The organism is Microbacterium paludicola (assembly GCF_039529675.1).
In the GTDB taxonomy this organism is placed as follows: domain Bacteria; phylum Actinomycetota; class Actinomycetes; order Actinomycetales; family Microbacteriaceae; genus Microbacterium; species Microbacterium paludicola.
The window spans coordinates 203,677-226,371 of record NZ_BAAANG010000002.1; the positions used below are offsets into that span (position 1 = coordinate 203,677).

Sequence of the window (22,695 nt, forward strand, 5' to 3'; positions counted from 1 at the left end):
GATGCGCGCCGAGGCGCGGAGGATGGCGCGTGGCGCCGGACCGGTCAGGCCGGCTGGGCCTGCTGCTGGGCCGCCGCGACCTCGGGGGTCCGGGCGCTGCCGACGCCGCGCACCCAGCCGAGGCGACCGGCCACGATGTAGAGCACCATCGACAGCACGAGGCTGAGCACGGACGGGATGCCCCACGTCACGAAGTAGCCGACGACGGCCGACACGGCCCAGATGACGAGCGTGGCGGGCACGAAGCGGGGCGCGGACTCCGGCAGGGTGCCCGAGCTCTTGCTCACCTCGAGGTCGCTGCGCCAGCGCTTCACGATGAAGTACTCCGCGACCATGATGCCCGCGATGGGCGGGAACACGACCGACAGCACGGTCAGGAACGCGGTGAACTGGCCGAGGATGCCGACGGCGGCGAGCACGGTGCCCACCACGCCGAGCACGATGGTCGTCGAGACGCGGTGCAGCTGGCGGCGGAACGTCGTGGACACGAAGTTCACGAGGCCGAGCGACGAGGAGTACAGGTTCCAGTCGTTGATCTTGAGCGTGCCGCTGATCACGATCAGGAGGCCGACCAGGCCGACCGACGAGGTCACGATGGCCACGATGTCGCCGCTGCGGGCGGCGTGGGCCAGCAGGACGCCCGCGAGCCCGATCACGAACTCGCCGAGGCTCACGCCCACGACGGTCTGCTTGACCACGTCGGGGCCCGAGCGGTTGAAGCGCGTCATGTCGCCCGTGATGATGGCGCCGACGATCACGCCGCCGGCCACGATGCCGGAGCCCGCGAGGATCGACATCTCCGGGCCCGCGGGAGCGCTGGTCAGCAGCGTGCCGAGGTCGTGGCGCGACAGCTCGGCGATGACCGACCAGCCGACCAGCACGAGGAACAGCGGGACCGTGATGTTGGCGAGCCACTGCATGCCCTTGAAGCCGAACGCCACGATCGCGGTGACGGCCAGACCGCAGATCATGCTCCACGCCCACGCGGGCAGCACGCCCGGCATGAGGGCGTCGAGCGAGTCGGCCGCGATGGCCGACTGGATGCCGAACCAGCCGATCAGGCTGATGCCGACCGCGAGCCCGACGAGCGAGGCGCCGACCTCGCCGAAGCCGGTCCACCTCGCGAGCAGCGCGGTGTTGAGCCCCTCGCGCTGGCCGATGATGCCGACCAGGCACATGATGAGCTCGACGATGATCGAGCCGAGCAGGATCGCCCAGAACGCGTTGGCGAAGCTCATGCTGTAGCCGAGCGTGGCGCCCAGCAGGAACTGCGAGAGTGCGGAGACCTGTCCGAAGCGCTGGACGGCGATGCCGAACCAGTGCTTGCGGTCGGAGAGCGGGACGCGCGCGAGCGCGTAGTCGTCGACGTGGGCGGAGCTAGCCATGACGGCTCCTTCGGGGAGGTGGGTCCCGGGTAGGGGGTGGGGTCCCGCCAGAGTAAGAGCGAGCTCCGGACCGCGCGATGTGCAGACCGTCGAAGTCAGCTCCCGAACTGTGCGAACCACACAGTCACCACCCGGCGCACCGCGTCAGTGACGGCTCGACCCGGCGCGCCAGCGGGCACGCAGCTCCCCGGCACGCACGGCGACACCCACGCGGTTCTCGGCGGGCGGGATGGGGCACGAGTAGAAGTCGCTGAAGCCGCACGGCGGCACGATCGCGCGATTGAAGTCCAGCGTGAGCCTCTCCCCCGACGCGACGGGGTCCAGGCGCAGGAACCGTCCGGGCGCGTAGCTGTCGACGCCGGTGGTCGCGTCCGCGAACACCAGCACGAGCGCGGGCCCGTCCGCGAACACCGAGAACGCGTACGGCGTCCCGCCGATCTCGGCGTGCACGGTTCCCGGCACGGCCTTGGTGTGACCCGTGTCCGACTCCCGCGTGAACCCCCACGGCACCTGCTGCACGCTCTCGTGGGCCTCGAACACGGCGGGGACCAGCCATGCGGGGTCGTACTGCGCGGTCTCGATCCCCTCGAAGTCGGCCAGCGCCGGCGCGTGCGCGTCGTAGATGCGCAGCTCGTAGCCCGTCCCGTCGAGGCTGAACACGTCGACCGTGATGCCGCCCGCGCGCAGCAGCGGCAGGCCGTCGGCACCGAGCCGCGGGACGAACGCCTCGCCGGCGACCGCCTGCGCGCCGTCCGCCGTGACCAGCTCGAGCTCGCCGAGCGCCCGCACGCGCACGCCCTGCTCCCCCTCGACGCGGTGCACGGTCGCGGGCAGGCCGCGCACCTGCTCGGGCGCCTCGCCCACCCGCTGGTAGTCGACGAGCGCGATGTTGCCGGCGGGTCCCGAGACCTGCTGCAGCCGCACCTCCCGCCAGGCGTCGTGCGCGGACCGGTCCGTGTCGCTCGTGGTCATGCCGCTATTCTCACGTGCCGCGAGACGGGCGGGGCGCGCGCGTCGGCCCGTCGCGCGCGCAGCGGGATTTGCCCTGCCCCCGGTTCGTCAACTATTGTTGACGGCATGGCCGAGCCCCTCACCGCCACCGGGTCCGATCCCGATGAGCCGATCGCGCAGCTCTTCCGCATCGCCGAGCAGCGCCGCGAGCTGAGCCGCGCGGAGGAGGCGCAGGTGCGCCGAGCCCGCGTGCGCGGATACTCCTGGGAGGCCATCGCGACCGCGCTCGGCATCACCAAGCAGGCCGCCCACAAGAAGTTCGGCCGGAAGTGAGCACCATGTCCGACGCCCCCGCACGACGCCGCCCGTTCGGCCGCCCTCCCAAGACGGACGACGGCCCCCGCGCGACCTTCCGGCAGCTGCTGCCGTTCATCTTCGAGCACAAGCGCGTGCTCGTCTGGGTCTCGCTGCTCAGCGTCCTGGCGGCCGTCACGACGCTCGTCCAGCCGCTGCTGATCGGCCAGGTCATCGAGCGGGTGCAGGCGGGCGAGACCCTCGGCGCGCTCGTGTGGGGCCTGGTGCTGTTCGTCGTCGTCTCGTCCGCGCTCAGCGCCTACCAGCACTTCCTACTCCAGCGCACCGGCACGGCGGTCGTGCTGTCGAGCCGCCGGCGCCTGATCGCCCGCATCCTGCACCTGCCGATCTCCGAGTTCGACGCGCGCCGCACGGGCGACCTCGTCTCGCGCGTGGGCACCGACACCACGATGCTGTACGCGGTCCTGACGCAGGGGCTCGCCGACAGCGTCGGCAACGTCCTGCTGTTCATCGGGGCGCTCGTGGCGATGCTCGTGATCGACCCGATCCTGCTGCTGAGCATCGTGGGCGTGCTGGGGATCAGCGTGATCGCGGTCGTCGCCCTGAGCGGCCGCATGCGCCGCGCCACCACCCGGCAGCAGGAGCGCGTGGGCGAGCTGACCAGCGGCATCGAGCGCGCGATCGGCGCCGTGCGCACCATCCGCGCGGCCGGCGCCGCCCGCCGCGAGCAGGAGACCGTGACGCGCAAGGCCGCCGAGGCCTACGACGCGGGCGTCGAGGTGGCCAAGGCGTCGGCGCTCGTGGTGCCGATCGCCGGCATCGCGCTGCAGGCGTCCATGCTCGTGGTGCTCGGCGTGGGCGGCATGCGCGTCGCGTCGGGAGCCGTGTCGGTGTCGAGCCTCGTGACGTTCGTCATGTTCCTGTTCCTCATGGTGATGCCGCTCGCGTCCGCGTTCGGCGCGATCGCGAGCGTCGGCCAGGCGCTCGGCGCGCTCGGGCGCATCCAGGAGATCCTCGACCTCCCCGACGAGACCGCGACCGACGCGACGCCGCGCGCCGCGGCCCCGGTTCCGGGCGCGCCGGCGATCGCCTTCCGCGACGTCCGCTTCCGCTACCCGGAGGCCGTCGTCGCCGCCAGGGAGCAGGCGACGCGCGAGGCGATCGAGGCCCACGTGCCGCTCGGCGACGAGGAGCCGTCGGCCGACGACGTGCTGCGCGGCGTCTCGTTCGAGGTGCCGCGCGGGGCGCGCGTCGCGCTCGTCGGCCCGAGCGGGGCCGGCAAGTCGACGATCCTGGCGCTGCTCGAGCGGTTCTACGACCCGACCTCGGGCAGGATCGAGCTCGACGGGCAGGATGTCCGCGAGCTGTCTCGCGACGAGCTGCGGGCGCGCTTCGGCTACGTGGAGCAGGATGCGCCGACGCTCGCCGGCACGATCGCCGACAACCTGCGCCTCGCCTCGCCCGACGCGACCGACGCCGACTGCGAGCGCGTGCTGCGCGCCGTGAATCTCGGCTCGGTGATCGACCGCTCGCCCGCGGGGATCGACACCCCGGTCGGCGAGGACGGTGTGATGCTCTCGGGCGGCGAGCGTCAGCGCCTCGCGATCGCGCGCGCCCTGCTGGCGGCGCCGCCGATCCTGCTGCTCGACGAGTCGACCTCCTCGCTCGACGGCCTCAACGAGCAGCTGATGCGCGACGCGATCGACGCCGTCGCCCACGGCCGCACGCTGCTCGTGATCGCGCACCGCCTCTCGACCGTGATCGACAGCGACCGGATCGTCGTGCTCGACAAGGGGGAGGTCGTCGGGCAGGGCACGCACTCCGAGCTCGTGGAGAGCGTCCCCCTCTACCGCGACCTCGCCCGCCACCAGCTGCTCGTCTGATCCGCACCGGCTGCCGAGCGAGCGCCGGCGAGCGATGTCGGACCCCCGCGCGACACTTGGCGCCATGACGAAGCTCACGTACTACACGGCGACGACGCTGGACGGGTTCATCGCCGACCCCGACGACTCGCTCGCGTGGCTGCTGCGGCAGCCCCTGGACGAGAAGGGCGCCCTCAACTACGACGACTTCATCGCCGGGGTCGGCGCCATCGTGATGGGCTCGACGACGTACGAGTGGGTGCTGCGCCATGACCCCGAAGGCTGGGCCTACGCGATGCCGACCTGGGTGATGACGACCCGGGACCTGCCGGAGCCGCCGACGCAGGGCACGGATGTGCGCTTCGCCTCGGGGGATGTGGCTGACGTCCATGCCCAGATGGTCGCGGCAGCCGGCGGCAAGGACCTCTGGGTCGTGGGAGGCGGAGAGCTCGCGGGGCAGTTCGCGGACGCCGGGCTGCTCGACGAGGTGATCGTGAGCATCGCGCCGGTCACGCTCGGCGCAGGGCGCCAGATCCTTCCCCGCAGACTCGACCTCGAACTGCTCGAGGTCTTCCGGAACGGGGCGTTCGTCGCGGCACGCTACAAGTGCGTCGGCCCGCTGGCGGAGGACCGCACGGCCTGACCGACGCCGCGCGCCCCGGCTGGCACGATTGACGCATGACCAGCGAGACGATCCAGTTCCCCTCGACGTCCGGTCCGATGCTCGCGGGGGTGCTCGAGATCCCCGAGGGCGAGGTGCGCGGCTGGGGCGTCTTCAGCCACGGCCTGACCCTCGGCAAGGACAGCCCCGCGGCGTCGCGCATCTCGAAGGCGCTCGCGGCCTCGGGGATCGGGATGCTCCGCTTCGACAATCTCGGCCTCGGCGACTCCGGCGGCGACTGGGCCGACAGCTCGTTCTCGCTCAAGGTCGCCGACACCGTCGCCGCGACGCGGGTGATGGCCGAGCGCGGCACCCCCGCCTCCCTCCTCGTCGGCCACTCGTTCGGCGGGGCGGCGGTGCTCGCCGCCGGCCCGCAGTGTCCGGATGTGCGCGCGGTCGCCACGGTGGGCGCGCCCTACGAGCCGAAGCACGCCGAGTACAACTTCGACCACATCGTCGATCTGGTGATGGCGCAGGGCGAGGCCGAATGGCGCATCGGGGGCCGGGAGCTCACCCTGCGCCGCGGGTTCATCGAGGACCTGCGCCGCACCGATCTCGACGACGTGATCGAGCGCCTCGGCAAGCCGCTGCTGATTCTGCACGCCCCGGACGACGACATGGTGCCGATCACGAACGCGCAGGAGATCTTCTTCGCCGCGCGTCATCCCCGCAGCTTCGTGGATCTCGACGGCGCGGGCCACTTCCTCACCGGCAAGGGACAGGCCGCCCGCGCCGCGCGCATCATCGCCGGCTGGGCCGACAGCTACCTGCAGGGCTGACCCCGTCCGGCCGGCGCCGTGGCGGCGACAAGGTGAACGGCCCGCCCCCGGATCGGAAGACGGGGGCGGGCCGTTTCTGGTTCGCGGCTGATCCGGGCGTGTGCGGCGCCTGATCGGATCGTTCGCGGCGAGGGACCGGTGTGCGGTCAGTCCCTCGCAGTCTGGAGGCGGGTGCGCAGCTCCTGCAGCTGCGTCCGCAGTTCGGCGGGTGTGCTCTCGCCGAACAGGTCGTAGAACTCCTCGGTGAGGTCTGCTTCCTCGAGCCACGCGTCGACATCGATCGCGAACAGCTCGTCGAGATCCTGCCGCGAGACGTCGATCCCGTCCAGGTTCAGCGAACCGGGGGCGGGGATGAGCCCGATCGGTGTCACGACCGCCTCGGCCTCACCCTGCAGGCGGCGGACGATCCAGTCGATGACGCGCGAGTTGTCGCCGAAGCCCGGCCACAGGAACCGGCCGTCGGCCCCGCGGCGGAACCAGTTCACCTGGTACACCTTCGGCAGCTCCGAGGCGAGATCGCCCATCTCGAGCCAGTGCGCGAAGTAGTCGGCCATGTTGTAGCCGCAGAACGGCATCATCGCGAAGGGGTCTCGGCGCAGCTCGCCGACCTTTCCCTCCGCGGCGGCGGTGCGCTCGGACGAGATGTTCGAGCCGAGGAAGACGCCGTGCTCCCAGTTGAAGGCCTCGACGACGAGCGGCACGTTCGTCGCGCGGCGTCCGCCGAACAGGATGACGTCGAGCGGCACCGCCTCCTCCCAGTCGTCCGCGATGGACGGGGCCTGGGAGGCCGAGACCGTGAACCGGGAGTTCGGATGCGCCGCCGGGCGGCCCGCATCCGGGGTCCAGTCCTCGCCACGCCAGTCGATCAGGTGCGCGGGAGGCTCCTCCGTGAGCCCCTCCCACCACACGTCGCCGTCGTCCGTCAGCGCGACGTTCGTGAACAGGACGTTGCCCCAGAGCGTCTCGACCGCCGTGACGTTGGTGGACTCGCCCGTGCCGGGCGCGACGCCGAAGAAGCCCGCCTCGGGGTTGATCGCGTAGAGGCGGCCGTCCTGCCCGGGACGGATCCACGTGATGTCGTCGCCGAGGGTCTCGACCTTCCAGCCGGGGATGGTCGGGCGCAGCATCGCGAGGTTCGTCTTGCCGCAGGCCGACGGGAACGCGGCCGCCACGTGGTACGCCTCGCCCTTGGGGTCGATGACGCGGATGAGCAGCATGTGCTCGGCCATCCAGCCCTGGTCGCGTCCGAGCACCGAGGCGATGCGCAGCGCGTAGCACTTCTTCGCGAGGATCGCGTTGCCGCCGTAGCCGGAGCCGAACGACCACACCTCGAGCGTGTCGGGGAAGTGGACGATGTACTTCTCCTCGTTGCTGGGCCAGGCGACGTCCTCGTCGTCGGCGTGCAGGGGCGATCCGACCGAGTGGACGGTGCGCACCCACGGCGTGCCCTCGGCGATCAGCCTCGTGACCTCGACGCCGACGCGGGTCATGACCTCGATCGAGGCGACCGCGTACGGGCTGTCGGTGAGCTGGACGCCGAGCTGCGAGATCGGGCCGCCGATCTTGCCCATCGAGAACGGCACGACGAACATCGTGCGGCCCTTCATGGATCCGTCGAACAGCGGCGTGAGCGTCGCACGCATCTCGTCGGGCGCGGCCCAGTTGTTCGTGGGTCCGGCGTCCTCCTGCCTCTCGGAGCAGATGAACGTGCGCGACTCGAGCCGGGCGACGTCGCCCTCGTCGGAGCGCGCCAGGTAGGAGCCGGGGCGCTTGCGCTCGTTGAGCTTGATGAGCGTGCCGTCCTCGGCCATCTGGGCGAGCAGAGCCTCGTTCTCCTCGGCAGAGCCGTCGACCCAGTGGATGCGGTCGGGCTTCGTGAGGGCGGCGATCTGCTCCACCCAGGCCACGAGAGCGGCCATTCCGGGTCCGTCGACCGCGGGCCGGGCGCCGAAGGCGTCCAGGGGTGCGGTCGTTCGGGTGGAGGGGCTCTCGATGATGGCCATGCGCTGGTTCCTAACCGTCATTCCCGTGGCGGGAGGTGCGGGGGGCTTCTCCAGGATCACCCTCCGAACGGCGCACTTTCCGAGATCGAGGCTCAAAAGAATCGCAGTTTTTTCGATACGATCAAGGAATGACCCCTCGGGACGATCAGAAGACCGGCATCGAGCTGAAGACCCTCGGCCACCGGATCCGGCACTACCGGCTGCAGCAGGGGTTCACGCTCGACGAGCTCGGCGCGGCCGTTGGCGTGGCAGGCAGCCAGCTCAGCCTGATCGAGAACGGCAAGCGGGAGCCCAAGCTGTCGCTGCTGCAGTCGATCGCCGCCGCGACCCACACGGCGGTGACCGACCTCATCTCGGGCGAGCCGCCGAACCGCCGTGCCGCGCTCGAGATCGAGCTCGAGAAGGCGCAGTCGAGCTCGCTGTTCCGCAGTCTCGGCATCCCCCCGATCAAGGTCACGAAGACGCTGTCGGACGAGACCATCGAGTCGGTGCTCGGCCTGCACCGTGAGCTGCAGCGCCGCGAGAGCGAGGCGATCGCGACGCCGGAGGAGGCCCGCCGCGCGAACACCGAGCTGCGGCTGCGCATGCGCGGCCTGAACAACTACCTGCCCGAGCTCGAGCAGCTCGCCGAGAAGCAGCTCAAGGCCGCCGGCCACACCCAGGGCGCGCTGACGCACCGCACCGTCAGCATCATGGCCGAGCAGCTCGGGTTCGAGCTGATCTACGCGAACGACCTGCCGCCGTCGACCCGATCGATCACGGATCTCGAGAACGGCCGGATCTACCTGCCGCCCGCGTCGATCCCCGGCGGGCACGGCCTGCGGTCGATGGCGCTGCAGGCGATGGCGCATCGCCTGCTCGGCCACAAGCCGCCCACGTCGTACGCCGACTTCCTGCAGCAGCGCCTCGAGATCAACTACTACGCGGCGTGCTGCCTGATGCCCGAGGCGAACTCGGTCGCCTTCCTGCAGCAGGCGAAGAAGGACCGCAACCTCGCGGTCGAGGACTTCCGCGACGCGTTCGGCGTCACCCACGAGGCCGCCGCGATGCGCATGACGAACCTCATGACCGAGCACCTCGGCATGCCCCTGCACTTCCTGCGCGTGGGAGAGGCGGGGCAGATCGAGCGCGTGTACGAGAACGATGCGCTGCCGCTTCCGGAGGATGTGACCGGATCCGTCGAGGGCCAGATCGTGTGCCGCAAGTTCGCCGCGCGCGACGCGTTCGACCAGCAGAACCGCACGACGGAGCACTACCAGTACACCGACACCCCCGCCGGCACCTTCTGGTGCTCCACGCAGACCGGCACGAGCGACCGCGGCGGGTTCTCGATCACCGTGGGCGTGCGCTTCGACGACGCCAAGTGGTGGCGCGGCCGCGAGACGCAGAACCGCGAGACGTCCACGTGCCCCGAGGAGAGTTGCTGCCGCCGCGCCCCCGCCGAGCAGTCGGCGCGCTGGAGCGGGCGGGCGTGGCCGAGCGCCCGCGTGCACACGCACATCTTCGCGCCGCTCCCCCGCGGCGCCTTCCCGGGCGTCGACGAGACGGCGGTCTACGAGTTCCTCGACCGCCACCAGAGCGCCTGACCGGGTTCAGCCGGGCAGGTGGCGCACGTCCCAGCCGTCCGAGCCGCGCGTGTACTCGAGGCGACGACTCGCGGCTCGTCCGGTCGACGCCCAGAACAGCAGGCGGTGCGGGGTGACCGCGAAACCCGTCCAGGTCTGCGGCTGGGGCGGGTCAGGATGTTCCCGCGCGAAGTCGGCCCACCGTCGTTCGCGCTGGGCGAGCGAGAGCGTCGCGTACTCCGGGGAGTTCAGCCACGCGAGCTGCTTGAGGTACGGCGGCAGGGCCTCGTAGGCGCGCTCCCGCTGGGAGCCGGTGGTGGCGCGGGCTGTGCCCTGGACGACGAGTTGCCGCGCGTCCTCCGCCCAGAGGAGGGTCAGCGCGACCCTGGGCTCGGCTGCGAGCTCGGCGACCTTGCTGCTTCGTGCATCCGTATGGAAGAGGAACCGTTCGCCGTCGTAGCCCGTGAGGCGCACCGTGCGCGCGCGTGGGCACCCCTCGGCGTCCACGGTCGAGACGGTCATGAGCATTGCATCCGCCCCCGCCCCCGGAAGCCACGACCGCACGAGGCCCGCGGGATGCGGCAGCGGGGCGTCCGCATGCACCGGGTTCCGCTCCCACCCGGCCGTCGGATCCGGCGTGCTCTCCATGCGTCTCCCTACGCGAATTCGAAACGATCGATCTCAGCCAGCGCCTCGCTGACGAATGCGACGCCCTGTTCAAACAGCACCTTTCCGTGCGCGGCGTTCGCGCCCGTGGGATCGCCGATCACGCCCGTCGGGCCGAAGTCGTCGCTCGTCCAGCCGAACATCACGGGTTTGCGGTTGAAGCCGATGTGCGTCATCGCCGCGATCTTCTCGGGCACGTTCCGTGGCGGCAGGACCGGAGCGACCAGATGGGGAGCGAGGTGCATCATGAGCGACGTCTCCCCGAACCCCGCGTGGATCCCCTGCCCGAGCTCGTCGGGCCGGCCGTCCCGTCCGTCGCCCGCGGTTCCCGCTCCGGACGGCATGGAGAACGAGCGCAGCCCGAAGCGGCGGCGGAGCTCGCGGTTCGCCCAGCCGAGCAGCATGACGTTGCCGCCATGGCCGTTCACGAACGCGATGGTCTTCACGGGGGTCATCGCGATCGCCCGGCCGAGCTCGATCAGCTGATCGAGCAGGGTGGTGCCCTCGATCCACAGCGTGCCGGGCGCCCAGTGGTGCTCGTCCGACTTCGCGTACGTGATGGTCGGAAGCAGCCACGCGTCGATCCCTGCCGCGACGGCGCGCTCGACCGCGGCGGTGGCCACCGCCTCGGCCACGAGGGAGTCCGTGCGCAGGGGAAGGTGCGGCCCGTGGTGCTCGATCGCCCCGATGGGCACCACCGCGACCGAGCGCTCCGAGGTCGCGGCGACGAGCGACGGGCCGGTGAGGTCGTCCCACCGACGGGTCGGGGGAAGGTGCGCATCAGTCATCGGATCGCTCCCTTGACGGGACCTCGATAGTCGGGATTGAGCTTGCCGGGGTTGAGCAGGTGCGCGGGATCGGTCCTCGCGGCGAGCGCCACCGTCTCCGCGAGGCGGAAATCGACGTTCCATTGGTGGGGGCTGTGGACGCCGACGCCGAGCGACGTCAGCCGGTCGATGCCGGCATAGACCGCCTCGGGGCTCTCGTAGATGCCCGCGAGCATTCCGATCGGCGCGGTGTGCCCCGCCTCGATGTGCAGCATGCCGCCGGGGTAGACGGCCTGCACCTCGTCGATGCGCTCGACCAGCGCATCCCCCGACACCTCGACATGGAAGTACACGCCGGGCTCCGACTTCTGCAGCCATTCGATCGGGTGGTTGTAGCTCAGCACCGACAGTGCGGCCGACACTCCGGGCCCCTCACGCACGTCCTCGACGCGACCTCCCGCGCCCTCGATGACGGCGGTCGCCTCGGCGACGGTCTCGGCATCCGCGATCATGCGCAGCGAGGCGCGTCCCTCGGGAAAGGCGGGGTCCGGCGGCAGCTGCGCCGTGATGTGTGGAGGGTCCGCCGAGACCAGCCGCGGAGTCGGACGGAGCCGCCCGAGCGCGCGCAGCACCGACAGCGCGCCCGCGAACGTCTCGAAGGACGCGTACAGTCCACGCCAGTCCTGCAGCGGCTCGATGCGGACGGTCGCGCGCGCGATGATCCCCGCCGTCCCGTAGTTGTGCACGTACCCGAGGGCCTCGTCCCCCTCCACGTGGATGAGCCGACCTCCGGATGCGGGTGTGACGACGTCCAGCGCGACGACGAAACCCATGTGGTTGCTGCCGTGCGCGATCGTCCCGGTGCCGCCGGACCCGCCGGCGAGGAACCCGCCGATCGTCGAATGCACCGTGGAGGGGTACATCCACAGCTGGCTACCGGCCGCCCGCGCGGCCTGCTCGAGCGCCGACATGGTCGCTCCCGCTTCCGCCGTGATCGTGTCGTCCCCGATCTCGACGATGGCGCGAGCCCGCGACGTGTCGATCACCAGGCCGCCCGGCATCGGGATGCCCTGCCCGTAGTTCCCGGTCCCCTTGCCGCGGGGAGTGATCGGGGCTCCGTGGTCGACCGCGAGCTTCACGACCGCGGCGAGCTCCTGGGCCGACGTCGGGAACGCCACGAGATCGGCGACGCCGAGGGGCAGCAGCTCGGCGATGATCGGCGACATCCGTGCGCCGTCGACGGAGGCCTTCTCCCGCTGTCGCAGGTCACTGCTGACGCCGCGTGGTCCGAGCAGCCGGGCGAGGTCGGATTCGAGAGCCGAGTAGTCGGGCGGGGTCATGTGTGTCCTCCTGGGCGATGGGGCGGCCGGTAATCTTCAGCCATGACAGACGCGACCGAGGGCTCGGCTGCACCGGGCCGGGCCACGGACGTGGACGAGTCGGCGCGCGCGCTGGGCGCGCGGATCCGGGCGCTGCGTCAGCGCCGGGGAATGACGCTGACGCAGGCGGCCGCGGAGGCGGAGCTGTCGCACTCGTTCCTGAGTCAGGTGGAGCGCGGCCTCGAGCGGCTCAGCATGGCGTCCCTGTTCCGCATCGCGCGCGCCCTGGGGACGACCCAGCAGGATCTGCTCACGGATGATCCACCGGACCGTCCCGAGGGGGCGTACTACGTCTACCGGCAGGAGTCGGGGTCGCCGGTTGACGCGGGGACCGGGCCCCTGGCCGTTCTCGCGCAGCATCGTGCACGCTTCCTTCCGATGATCTTCTCGGGCGCGTTCGATGACGGCGCCTGGTGGCAGCACGACGAGGAGGAGTTCCTCTACGTGCTCGAAGGGGAGGTCATCGTGTCGCTCGGCGACACCGAGGTCCTTCTTCGCGCGGGTGATGCGACCTACTACGAGAGCGGCATCCGCCACCGGTGGCGCACCCCGGAGGGCGGAAGCTGCCGTGTCCTCGTCGTGAAGGAGCAGCAGCACAGCCGCTGAGGGGCGCGCCACCGGCCGCGTCACTCCATCGAGATGGACGTGTCGAGGAAGTCGTTCGTGTAGAGCGACTCGACGTCGATCGCATCGGCGTCGGCCTGGCTGATGCTGCCCGCGTCGACCAGGAACGGCACGAAGTCGTCGACGATCGTCCGCATGCGCTCGGGGTCGAAGGCGCCGAAGACGCCGGAGGCGGGGTCGTCCTCCACCAGGCCGAGATCGAGCTGCTGCTGCACGGAGTACTCTGCGACGCCCTCGGAGTAGGTCCATCCGGTGTCGTACCGCTCCACCAGGTCGAGGATCAGGGCGATGGCCTTGTCGGGCTCCTCGAGGAAGTCGAGCTGCGACTGCTGCATGATCGGGATCAGCTTCTCGAGGCAGTCGCCGTGCTCCTCGATCGCCTCCGGGCGCACGGCCAGCGGCTCCGGATACACCGACCAGCCGATCTCCGAGAGCAGCTGGTAGCCCACCGGCTTGCCCCATTCCGGGATCTCGTTCTCGTAGATGTACGGTTCGGCGGTGGCGAAACCCTGCTGGAGGATCGTCGGGTCGGACACGAACCGCTGCGGCGTGCCCTCATAGCTCGTGTCGATCTGCGAATCGTCGATCATGCCCTGGGAGCGCAGCAGCGACGGGATGACGTCGCCCGCCGTGACGACGATCGCGCCGTCGGCCGTCGCCTCCTCGATGGTCTGCGCGCCGTCGTGGCTCTCGGGGTCCCACATCAGGATCTGCGGGCTCCAGGTGAGCTGCGACGCGACCGCGACGGTGGGCTGGTCCGCCGCCGCGACGATCGCGGCATCGGTCGTGACCGCGCCCAGCAGGATGTCGGGGTCGAGGTACATCAGCGCCGGCACGGGCTGGAAGTTGACGTTCGGGCCGCCGGGGCGCACTTCGATGTCGACGCCCGTGTCCACTCCCTGCGCGACGAGCGAGCCGGTCACGGTCTTGGTGTCGGTGTCGACCGTGTAGTCGTCGCCGACGAGGTTGTACATGGCGCCGTGCTCGGCCTCGGGCTGCCAGTCCTGCTGCATCACGACGGTCGCGGGGCAGACGTCCGACAGATCGAGCGCGCTTCCGGCCTCGGCGGCCGGGGCGCTGCTCGCGGAGCCGCCGCTGGGCGCGGCGGCGGGGGCGGCGCCCGCGCACGACGCGAGGCCTATGGCGGTGGAGAGGACGACTCCTGCGGCGAGCGCGCGGCGCGTCCGCGCGGCGACGGAAGTGGTGGGCACGGGTTCCTCCTGTGGGGTTGGCTGTGTTCTCGGGGTGGGACGGATCAGGCGCGCCGCGGACGGCGAGCGGTTCGGCGTCGGCTCATCGCTTCTTCCAGCCGAACAGGCGACCGACGACCGCACGGTCGAGGGCCGCGAAGATCGAGAAGACGACGACGCCGAAGAGCGCGGTGAAGATGATCGCCAGGAAGAGGGACTCCATGTTGAGCCGCAGCGTGTACGTGCGCAGCAGCCCGCCGATGCCCTGGGAGCCCTGCTGGAAGAAGAAGTCGCCCACGATCGCGCCGATGACGGACAGCCCGGCCGCGTTGCGCAGACCGGTGAAGATCGACGGGATCGCGGCGGGGAGCTGCAGCTTCGTCAGCCGCTGCCATCGGGTGGCCTTGTTGAGCGTGAAGAGATCGTGCGCGGACGCCTCGGCCGAATGCAGCCCGAAGAGCGTGTTCGAGATCATCGGGAACACCGCGATGATCACGCACACGACGATGCGCGCCGGGATCCCGTACCCCATCCAGATCCCGATCAGGGGTGTGAGCGCGAGGATCGGGATCGTCTGCAGGATGACCGCGTAGGGATAGAGGATCTTCTCCGCCAGCGTCGACTGCGACATCAGGATCGCCCAGCCCATCCCGATCACCACGGCGAGGGCGAGCCCGATCAGTGCGACCGCGGTGGTCTGGCCGAGCGCCTCGAGCATGGGACCGATGACCTGGGGGTTTCCGAGCGTCTCGGCGAACACCTGATGCGGCGGCGGGAGGAGGAATCGGCGGTCCTCGCTGAGCAGCACGTACGAGACCGCGTACCAGATCGCGACGATGCCGACGAGGGCCAGTGCGATGGGCAGCGCGCGGGATCCTGTCGCACCTGCGACCTTGGCGAAGGATGTGACCTCGCGCGGTGCGTTCTCGCGAGCGGGGGCCATCGCCATCGGCTCGCGGGTCATGATGGCCTCGTCGCTCACGAGTGCTCCTCCAGTGCCTTCGAGATGCGTCCGGCGATGCGGCCGAACTCTGGCTCGTACCGCAGCTCGGGCGGCCGCGGGTACGACCAGGGCAGTTCGATGTCGTCCACGATGCGGCCAGGGCGGCCGCTCATCACGAGCACGCGGCTCGACAGGTACACCGCCTCCGAGATGGAGTGCGTGATGAACATCGCGGCGAAGGACTTCAGCTGGAAGATCCGCTGCAGCTCGGTCTGCATCTTGAGCCGCGTGATCTCGTCGAGCGCGCCGAACGGCTCGTCGAAGAGCGCGAGCTGCGGCTCGGCGACGAGGGCCCTCGCGATGGAGACGCGCATGCGCATGCCGCCGGACAGCTGGCGCGGGTGCTGCTTCTCGAAACCGTCCAGGCCGACGAGCGCCAGCGCCTCACGAGCGCGGCGGGCGCGCTCCGCGGCCGGCACCCCCGCGAGTTCGCCGACGAGTTCGACGTTCTTCTGGGCGGATCGCCATTCGAGCAGGGTCGCATCCTGGAACACGAAGCTCGTCACGGCGGCGTCGACCTCGAGCGTTCCCTGGCTGACGTCGTCGAGGCCCGACGCGAGCCGCAGGAGCGTGGACTTGCCGCAGCCGGACGGCCCGACGACCGACACGAATTCGCCTCGCGAGACGGAGAGGCTCACACCGGCGAGCGCGCGGGTGCCGGTCGCGAACTCCTTGGTCACATCGTCCAGACGGAGCGTCGGGATGGTGGCGGTGGCACTCATAGCGCTACCTCCTTCCTGGTGGAGACGGGGACCGCGTCGGACGCGGTCAGGCGGGTCGCGACGACGCGGCCCCGGCGCACGACGATCCGATCGGGGGCCCGCTCGGCGAGCGCCTCCGCCACCGACGCGGCGCGCACGAGGATCATGTCCGCGTCGTCGCCGACGGTGCCGGCGGCCGCGCCCAGTCCGAGCAGTTCCCGACCCCTCGCCACCACGTCCCACGCCCGGCGGGGTGCGAGATGGCCGGCCAGGACGAGCGCCGCCGCGACGTGCACCATGTCGCCGTTGCCCAGCGGGTTGAAGGGATCCTGCACGTTGTCGCCGCCGGCGGCGAGCACGACCCCCGCGTCGAGGATGGCTGCGAGCGGGGGCAGGGCCCGCGGCGTGGCGACCGGATGCTCCCACCCCTGCAGGTAGAGGTTCGTGAGGGGGTTGGTGATGATGCTCACCCGCGCCTCCGCGGCCGCGTCGAGCACCGCGGCGAGACGATCGGGGGGCTGGACGGCAAGGCTCACACAGTGCCCCGCCGAGCGCGTGATCTCTTCGGGCCAATCCGCGGTGCGCCGGGCGAGGTGGAGCAGGTCCAGAGACTCGGGGTCGAGCGTCTCGTCGGTGTGGAGATCGACGCCGATTCCCATCTCCTCCGCAAGCGTCACGGCGCGATCGATCTCCCCGTGCGGATCCGTGCTCAGGTGGGGCGCGGCGCCGATCAGGTCGATCCCGAGGGCGATCGCCTCTCGGATCATGCCCGTGTCGCGGAATTGGTCGTGCATCGCGACCACCTGCACGTCCACGAGCCCGCGGTAGTCCTCGCGCGCCTCGAGCACCGCCCGGATCCCGCGCAGCGGATCGACGCCCTCGTGATAGTTGACGTGTGTGCGCACGGCCGTCACCCCCGCGCGCAGCGCCGCGTCGAGCTGTCGCCGCGCGTTCCGCGCGATCCGCTCTTCCGTCACGGCGGACCCGAAGGCCCGCCAGCACGCGACGGCGTCCTCCAGTGAGCCCTCTGGTTCGCCCGCCGCGCTCCAGGTGTAGGCCTTGTCGATGTGGGCATGCAGGTCGGCCGCCGGCGGCAGCAGGAGCCAGCCGGTCGCCTCCACCTCCCGCTCCGCGATGGCCGCCACGGCGGGGGCGAGCGGAGCATCCGGCGGGGCGATGATCCGCCCGTCGGCGATGCTCAGCGTGCTGCTCGAGCCGTCCGGCAGCGTGACGCCGCGCAGGGTCGCGATCGCCTGTCCCGGCCGGAGATCCTGGGGGTGGACGCGTCGCACGGTTCTCGCTTTCTCACGTCGATCGGGTCGTCTGGCAGTGTTGGCATGACCAACACTGGGTGTGAGAGCATTCAACGCGCGGCGTGTTACCGGGCACGTCGGCGCGTGTTGCGGGCTCGTAACGTGTCGTGCCGGGACCCCGCCTCAGACGTCTGTTCCGGCGGGATGCGAGGAGGAACGTGAGCTATTTCAGCGACGTGGAGCGTGACCTCGTGGTCGCGGCGCGCACGGATCTCGCCGACGGCGTCGTGGCGTTGGACCTCGTCACCCCGAACGGGCGCGCCCTGCCGGCCTGGACGCCCGGGTCTCACATCGACCTGATCCTTCCCGCGCGGGACGGTGAGGCCCTCGAGCGGCAGTACTCGCTGTGCGGCGATCCGGATGATCGGTCCACGTGGCGCGTCGCTGTGCTGCGCGAGGAGGCCGGCCGCGGCGGCTCGGTGCGCCTGCACGAGGACATCGTGGTCGGCCAGCGGCTGCGAGTGCGCGGGCCGCGCAACCACTTCGCGTTCGAGGTGTCCCCCGGTACCCGCTACCGATTCGTCGCGGGCGGCATCGGCATCACGCCCCTGCGCGCCATGGTCGCGATCGCGGAGGCAGCCGGCGCCGAGTGGACCCTCGACTACTCCGGGCGCTCCCGGCGCACCATGGCGTTCGCGGAAGAGCTCAGTGCGGCCTATCCGGAGCACGTGCGGATCCATGCCTCCGACGAGGGAGACCGCCTCGACGTCCGCGCCTTCGCGGAGGCCGTCGTCGCGGACACGGCCGTCTACGCCTGCGGACCCGCGCGGCTGCTCGAGGCTCTTGAGGGCGCGGTGACGGAGCGTGCGACGAGCGTCGGTCTCGCAGCGCCACGGATCGACGCGCTCCTGCACGTCGAGCGCTTCGAGGCCAAGGAGTTCGGCGAGCCGGTATGGCCCGACCCGTTCGAGGTGGAGCTGGCGCTCAGCGGCGAGGTCGTGACGGTGAACCCGGATCAGTCGGTGCTCGACGCGATCCGCGAGCAGGCTCCCGACGCGATGGTGCTCTCGAGCTGCCGCCGCGGCACGTGCGGCACGTGCGAGGTGGCGGTGCTCGAGGGCGAGATCGAGCACCGCGACTCCGTGCTCACGCCGGTCGAGCAGGCGGACGGCGCCGTCATGATGGTGTGCGTCTCCCGGGCGGCCTGCCCGCGGATCGTCCTGGACCTCTGAGTCCCCGCTCGCCGCGTCAGCGGCCGACGCGTCCGCTCAGGGCCCGCACGAGGTCACGCTCGTCCGCCGCGACGAGTCGGTGATCCCGCACGACGACGCGACCGCCGACGATCACGTGGCGCGGCCGCCGGCCCGGGGCCGCCCACAGCAGCCCCGCGATCGGATCGGCCACCCCTGCGTCGGCGACGCCGGAGACGTCCCAGACGCACACGTCGCCTCGTGCTCCGGGGCGCAGCTGCCCGAGATCCGCACGGCCGAGGCCCGTCGCGCCGCCCTCCGTCGCCATTCCGAGCACCGTGCGCGCCGGGAGCTGCGGGCCGACCAGTCCCGAGATCTGCATCGCGAGCCGCGCGTCGGCGAGCAGGTGGCCTGCGTCGTTCGAGCCGCCACCCGACGTGCCGAGCCCCACCGGGATGCCGGCCTGGAGCAGGCGGGCCACGGGCGCGATGCCCCAGCCCATGGGGACATCGCAGCCGGGCGCGTGCGTCGCGGTGATCCCCCGTTCCGCGAGCAGGGCGATCTCGTCGTCCGTGACGTCGCACAGGTGCGCGATCGTGACGTCCGGCGCGAGCCACCCCCATTCGTCGAGCAGGTCGAGAGGACGACGACCGTGACGTTGCAGCGCGACCTCGGTGTCGACCTGCTCATTCGCCTGCGTGCGTCGCCGCAGCCCGTGCCGCCGCGCCACCTCGGCGAGGCGCCGGAACGTCTCCTCCCCGTCGGAGTGCACCCCCGCCGGCCCGACGCCCACCTGCAGCCTGCCGTCCCGCGTGACTCCGCCCTCGTGCCCCTGGGCGAGCAGGCGCTCGGCGATGGCGTCCGCGCTGTCGGCGGCGGCGTGCGCATCGTCGCGCGCCGATCCCCGCACGAACACCAGCCGAGCCCCCAGCTCGCCGGCCGCCGCGGCGACGGCCTCGGCCATCGCGACCGTGCGAGCGACGGGATCGGCACCATCCTGTGCGGGCCAGTTCAGGTGATGGTCCGCGATCGTCGTGACACCGCACAGCAGTGACTCCGCGAGCCCGACGGCCGCGGTGGCATGCACCAGGGACGCGTCGATTCCGGCTGCGCCGTAGGCGGCTGCCATGGCCGGCAGCCAGTCCCGCATGGGGACGCCACGGGTGCCGGGGAGGGTGCGGAAGCCCGACTGCAGCAGGTGATGGTGGGCGTTCACGAGCCCGGGCGTCAGCACGCAGCCGGTGACATCCAGCGTCTCCGCTCCCGGAACCTCACCGTCGGCCACCAGGCCGTCGGCGCCGATCCCGAGAGGCCCGTCCCGCTCGGTGCGAGCGTCGACCAGGATGCGGCGAGCGCCGATGAGGTTCAGCATGCTCCGTTGATAGCACGCTCCTCGTGCTGTTCACGGTCCGCGTCCCCGGACGGAAGGCCCCGCTCCAGGGCACCGGCCCCCTCGGCCTCCGTTCGTCCGAGACCAGCTCGGCCGGATCACCGGGCTCGAGGCCGCGCTGAGCGGCTCCTAGGCGATCGAGCGCTCGGCCGCCTCGACCACGTTGGTCATCAGCAGCGCGACGGTCATCGGGCCGACGCCGCCGGGGTTCGGCGACAGGTAGCCCGCGACCTCGGCGACATCCGGATGCACGTCGCCGTAGACCTTCGACTTGCCGGTCTCCGGATCCCGCTCGCGCGTGACTCCCACGTCGAGCACTGCCGCACCGGGCTTGACGTCCTCCGCCGTGATCAGGTGCTTCACGCCCGCGCCGGCGACGATCACGTCCGCCTGGCGCAGGTACGGGCTCATGTCGGGCGTTCCGGTGTGCACCTGCGTGACGGTGGCGTTCACGTCGCGGCGCGTCAGCAGCAGTCCCATCGGGCGGCCGATCGTCACGCCGCGGCCGACGACGACGACATGCTTGCCCTTGAGGTCGTAGCCGTTGCGCGTGAGCAGCTCGATCACGCCGCGCGGCGTGCACGGAAGCGGGGTCGTGATCGGCTCGTTCACGTTCAGCACGAGGCGACCGAGGTTGGTCGGGTGAAGGCCGTCGGCGTCCTTCGCCGGATCGATCCGCTCGAGGATCGCGTCCGTGTCCAGGTGCTTCGGCAGGGGCAGCTGCACGATGTAGCCGTGGCAGGCGGGATCGGCGTTGAGCTCGTCGATCAGGGCCTCGACCTGCTCCTGCGTCGCGTCGGCGGGGAGCTCGCGCTGTATCGAGTTCATTCCGATCGCGACCGACTGCTTGTGCTTCATCCCGACGTACAGCTGCGAGGCCGGATCGGCGCCGACGAGCACGGTCGCGATGCCGGGCGTGACGCCCTTCTCGGCAAGCGCCGCGACGCGCTGCGCCAGCTCGTCCTTGATCGCCGCGGCGGTCGCGACCCCGTCAAGCTTCTGCGCGGTCATGCTCACAGCCCCGGGTAGAGCGGGAAGGCGTCGGCGAGGGCCGCGACGCGCTGACGCAGCGCGGGAACGTCGGCACCGGGCTGGAGCGCGAGCGCGATCACATCCGCGACCTCCGTGAACTCGGCGTCGCCGAAGCCGCGGGTGGCGAGCGCGGGGGTGCCGATCCGCAGGCCGGACGTCACCATCGGCGGGCGCGGGTCGTTCGGCACCGAGTTGCGGTTCACCGTGATCCGGATGTCGTGAAGGAGGTCCTCGGCCTGCTTGCCGTCGATCGCGGCGTCACGCAGGTCGACGAGCACCAGGTGCACGTCGGTGCCGCCGGAGCGGACGGCGATGCGGGCGTCAACGACATCCTGCTGCGAGAGCCGGTCGGCGAGGATGCGCGCGCCGCGGAGGGTGCGCTCCTGGCGGTCCTTGAACGCATCCGTGGCGGCGAGCTTGAACGCGGTCGCCTTGGCGGCGATCACATGCATCAGCGGGCCGCCCTGCTGACCGGGGAACACCGCCGAGTTGATCTTCTTCGCGAGGTCCGCGTCGTTGGTCAGGATGAAGCCCGAGCGCGGACCGCCGATGGTCTTGTGCACGGTGGAGGACACCACGTGCGCGTGCGGCACGGGGCTCGGGTGAAGGCCCGCGGCGACGAGACCGGCGAAGTGGGCCATGTCGACCCAGAGCAGCGCGCCCACCTCGTCGGCGATCGCGCGGAAGGCGGCGAAGTCGAGCTGACGCGGGTAGGCGGACCAGCCGGCGATGATGACCTTCGGCTTGTGCTCGAGCGCGAGGCGACGCACCTCGTCCATGTCGACGAGCGAGGTCTCGGCGTCGACGCCGTACGCGACGATGTTGTACAGCCGGCCCGAGAAGTTGATCTTCATGCCGTGCGTGAGGTGGCCGCCGTGGTCGAGCGAGAGGCCGAGCAGCGTGTCGCCGGGACGCGCGATGGCGTGAAGCACGGCAGCGTTGGCCGAGGCGCCCGAGTGGGGCTGGACGTTCGCGAACTCCGAGCCGAACAGCGCCTTCGCGCGCTCGATCGCGAGCTCCTCCGCGACGTCGACCTCCTCGCAGCCGCCGTAGTAGCGGCGGCCGGGGTAGCCCTCGGCGTACTTGTTGGTGAGCACGGAGCCCTGCGACTCGAGCACCGAGACGGGCACGAAGTTCTCGGAGGCGATCATCTCGAGGAAGCCGCGCTGGCGATCGAGCTCGCGCTGCAGCACCTGCGCGATCTCGGGGTCGACCTCGGCGAGAGGGGCGTTGAAAAGCGGATCGGTCATGGCGATCTCCAGACGACGTTCGGGATGGGGAATCTCGCATCGGCCCAGGCGTGCGGTCGAATGCCGTCTCGGTCGCTTCCCGGTGGTACCCCACCTCAACGCCAGTCGCGACGCCGCAAGTCTAGCGGCATCCCGTCTTGGGGCCGCAGGGTCCCGGCCCGGGGGAGTCACACACCGTCACCAGGCTCGACTGGCCGGGCACCGATGGTGGAATCTCGGCATATATGAACAATTGGTCATACGGGTCGGCCCCGCCGCCCGTGCCGGCGCTCCCCCTGGCGCCCGACCGACCGCTGCCCCCGAAGCGAGAGATCCCTGAACCGCTCCCCCGATGCGTCCCTGGCCGACACCGATCTCGTCCTTCGCTCGCGCGCGGGCGACGCCGGGGCATTCGCGCAGCTGTGGCAGCGCCATTACTCCGCCGGATTGACGGTCGCGCGGTCGATCACCTCGACCGTCGACCCGGATGACCTCGTGCAGGAGGCGTACACGCGCATCTTCCAGGCGATCCGGCGAGGCGGCGGCCCCACGGGCGCGTTCCGCGCGTACCTGTTCACGGCGATCCGCAACACCGCGGCGTCCTGGGGCCGCGGCCGCCGCGAGTTCGCGATCGAGGAGCTGGAGGCCGTCGCCGATCCGTCGTCGACCTAGGGCATGTCTGACAATTGCCGGGTCCAGGCGATGACGGCGTTGAGGATGACAGCGGCCCGGTAGGTGATCGCGAGTTTG

At 71.1% G+C, this 22,695-nt stretch carries 21 protein-coding genes and 1 riboswitch; of the genes, 8 read left to right on the plus strand and 13 right to left on the minus strand.

Annotation, left to right across the window (positions count from 1 at the left end; all coding sequences use genetic code 11):
- Positions 1-44: 44 nt before the first annotated feature.
- Together ABD161_RS02675 and ABD161_RS02680 are read right to left on the minus strand one after the other, a co-directional pair.
- Positions 45-1,385: a purine-cytosine permease family protein gene (locus tag ABD161_RS02675; protein WP_343999434.1), complete on the minus strand. Its 1,341-nt coding sequence runs from the start codon at positions 1,383-1,385 to the stop codon at positions 45-47.
- Between the two features lie 144 nt (positions 1,386-1,529).
- The gene (locus ABD161_RS02680) at positions 1,530-2,357 is read right to left on the minus strand and encodes a DUF1684 domain-containing protein (RefSeq protein WP_343999435.1); all 828 of its coding nucleotides are present in this window, start codon (positions 2,355-2,357) and stop codon (positions 1,530-1,532) included.
- Positions 2,358-2,462: 105 nt separating this feature from the next.
- On the opposite strand from ABD161_RS02680, the gene ABD161_RS02685 reads away from it, so the two are divergent.
- The 4 genes from ABD161_RS02685 (at position 2,463) to ABD161_RS02700 (ending at position 5,953) form a co-directional block, all read left to right on the plus strand.
- Positions 2,463-2,669 carry an AsnC family protein gene (locus tag ABD161_RS02685; protein ID WP_343999437.1) on the plus strand — a complete coding sequence of 69 codons (207 nt, stop codon included), beginning with the start codon at positions 2,463-2,465 and terminating at the stop codon, positions 2,667-2,669.
- 5 nt (positions 2,670-2,674) lie between these two features.
- Positions 2,675-4,534 carry an ABC transporter ATP-binding protein gene (locus ABD161_RS02690; RefSeq protein WP_343999481.1) on the plus strand — a complete coding sequence of 620 codons (1,860 nt, stop codon included), beginning with the start codon at positions 2,675-2,677 and terminating at the stop codon, positions 4,532-4,534.
- Between the two features lie 64 nt (positions 4,535-4,598).
- On the plus strand, positions 4,599-5,156 hold the full coding sequence (locus tag ABD161_RS02695; RefSeq protein ID WP_343999440.1) for a dihydrofolate reductase family protein: 558 nt from the start codon (positions 4,599-4,601) through the stop codon (positions 5,154-5,156).
- Positions 5,157-5,191: 35 nt separating this feature from the next.
- Positions 5,192-5,953 carry an alpha/beta hydrolase family protein gene (locus tag ABD161_RS02700; protein ID WP_343999442.1) on the plus strand — a complete coding sequence of 254 codons (762 nt, stop codon included), beginning with the start codon at positions 5,192-5,194 and terminating at the stop codon, positions 5,951-5,953.
- A gap of 146 nt (positions 5,954-6,099) precedes the next feature.
- Here the strand turns inward: ABD161_RS02700 and ABD161_RS02705 are convergent, their stop codons facing one another.
- Positions 6,100-7,956: a phosphoenolpyruvate carboxykinase (GTP) gene (locus ABD161_RS02705; RefSeq protein ID WP_343999444.1), complete on the minus strand. Its 1,857-nt coding sequence runs from the start codon at positions 7,954-7,956 to the stop codon at positions 6,100-6,102.
- Positions 7,957-8,084: 128 nt separating this feature from the next.
- Here ABD161_RS02705 and ABD161_RS02710 point away from each other — a divergent pair, with 128 nt between their 5' ends.
- Complete coding sequence (locus ABD161_RS02710) at positions 8,085-9,542, plus strand: helix-turn-helix domain-containing protein (protein WP_343999446.1); 1,458 nt, start codon at positions 8,085-8,087, stop codon at positions 9,540-9,542.
- Between the two features lie 6 nt (positions 9,543-9,548).
- Here the strand turns inward: ABD161_RS02710 and ABD161_RS02715 are convergent, their stop codons facing one another.
- Genes ABD161_RS02715 through ABD161_RS02725 form a run of 3 tightly spaced genes read right to left on the minus strand, consistent with a single transcriptional unit; the run spans position 9,549 to position 12,294 of the window.
- Positions 9,549-10,169 (minus strand): pyridoxamine 5'-phosphate oxidase family protein, encoded by a 621-nt coding sequence (locus ABD161_RS02715; protein ID WP_343999447.1) that lies wholly within the window; start codon positions 10,167-10,169, stop codon positions 9,549-9,551.
- 8 nt (positions 10,170-10,177) lie between these two features.
- A complete protein-coding gene (locus tag ABD161_RS02720; RefSeq protein WP_343999448.1) occupies positions 10,178-10,975 on the minus strand; it encodes a creatininase family protein in 798 nt (265 codons plus the stop codon).
- Positions 10,972-12,294: an FAD-binding oxidoreductase gene (locus ABD161_RS02725; RefSeq protein ID WP_343999449.1), complete on the minus strand. Its 1,323-nt coding sequence runs from the start codon at positions 12,292-12,294 to the stop codon at positions 10,972-10,974. Before ABD161_RS02725 ends, ABD161_RS02720 begins: the two co-directional genes overlap by 4 nt.
- Before the next feature lie 42 nt (positions 12,295-12,336).
- Here ABD161_RS02725 and ABD161_RS02730 point away from each other — a divergent pair, with 42 nt between their 5' ends.
- Positions 12,337-12,939, plus strand: a complete 603-nt coding sequence (locus ABD161_RS02730; RefSeq protein ID WP_343999452.1) for a helix-turn-helix domain-containing protein — start codon at positions 12,337-12,339, stop codon at positions 12,937-12,939.
- A 20-nt stretch (positions 12,940-12,959) separates the two neighbouring features.
- On the opposite strand, the gene ABD161_RS02735 is transcribed toward ABD161_RS02730, so the two are convergent.
- The 4 genes from ABD161_RS02735 to ABD161_RS02750 form a co-directional block, all read right to left on the minus strand.
- Positions 12,960-14,168 carry a substrate-binding domain-containing protein gene (locus ABD161_RS02735; RefSeq protein ID WP_343999454.1) on the minus strand — a complete coding sequence of 403 codons (1,209 nt, stop codon included), beginning with the start codon at positions 14,166-14,168 and terminating at the stop codon, positions 12,960-12,962.
- Between the two features lie 82 nt (positions 14,169-14,250).
- Positions 14,251-15,129, minus strand: a complete 879-nt coding sequence (locus ABD161_RS02740) for an ABC transporter permease (RefSeq protein WP_343999456.1) — start codon at positions 15,127-15,129, stop codon at positions 14,251-14,253.
- Positions 15,126-15,872, minus strand: a complete 747-nt coding sequence (locus ABD161_RS02745; RefSeq protein WP_343999458.1) for an ABC transporter ATP-binding protein — start codon at positions 15,870-15,872, stop codon at positions 15,126-15,128. The genes ABD161_RS02740 and ABD161_RS02745 overlap by 4 nt, the downstream gene beginning before the upstream one ends.
- Entirely contained in the window at positions 15,869-17,143 is a 1,275-nt protein-coding gene (locus ABD161_RS02750) for an amidohydrolase family protein (protein WP_343999460.1), read from the minus strand. The genes ABD161_RS02745 and ABD161_RS02750 overlap by 4 nt, the downstream gene beginning before the upstream one ends.
- 179 nt (positions 17,144-17,322) lie before the next feature.
- Between ABD161_RS02750 and ABD161_RS02755 the strand changes: the two genes are divergently transcribed.
- Entirely contained in the window at positions 17,323-18,336 is a 1,014-nt protein-coding gene (locus ABD161_RS02755) for a PDR/VanB family oxidoreductase (protein ID WP_343999462.1), read from the plus strand.
- A 16-nt stretch (positions 18,337-18,352) separates the two neighbouring features.
- Here ABD161_RS02755 and ABD161_RS02760 read toward each other — a convergent pair whose 3' ends face one another.
- From ABD161_RS02760 to glyA, 3 genes are all read right to left on the minus strand, one after another.
- Positions 18,353-19,666, minus strand: a complete 1,314-nt coding sequence (locus ABD161_RS02760) for an amidohydrolase family protein (protein WP_343999464.1) — start codon at positions 19,664-19,666, stop codon at positions 18,353-18,355.
- Positions 19,667-19,813: 147 nt separating this feature from the next.
- Complete coding sequence (locus ABD161_RS02765; RefSeq protein ID WP_343999466.1) at positions 19,814-20,695, minus strand: bifunctional methylenetetrahydrofolate dehydrogenase/methenyltetrahydrofolate cyclohydrolase; 882 nt, start codon at positions 20,693-20,695, stop codon at positions 19,814-19,816.
- A gap of 2 nt (positions 20,696-20,697) precedes the next feature.
- Positions 20,698-21,966, minus strand: coding sequence for a serine hydroxymethyltransferase (gene glyA / locus ABD161_RS02770; RefSeq protein ID WP_343999468.1), 1,269 nt, complete (start codon positions 21,964-21,966; stop codon positions 20,698-20,700).
- A gap of 35 nt (positions 21,967-22,001) precedes the next feature.
- Positions 22,002-22,085: riboswitch (ZMP/ZTP riboswitch) on the minus strand.
- Positions 22,086-22,365: 280 nt separating this feature from the next.
- Here glyA and ABD161_RS02775 point away from each other — a divergent pair.
- Positions 22,366-22,617 (plus strand): RNA polymerase sigma factor, encoded by a 252-nt coding sequence (locus tag ABD161_RS02775; RefSeq protein ID WP_343999482.1) that lies wholly within the window; start codon positions 22,366-22,368, stop codon positions 22,615-22,617.
- Positions 22,618-22,695: the final 78 nt, after the last annotated feature.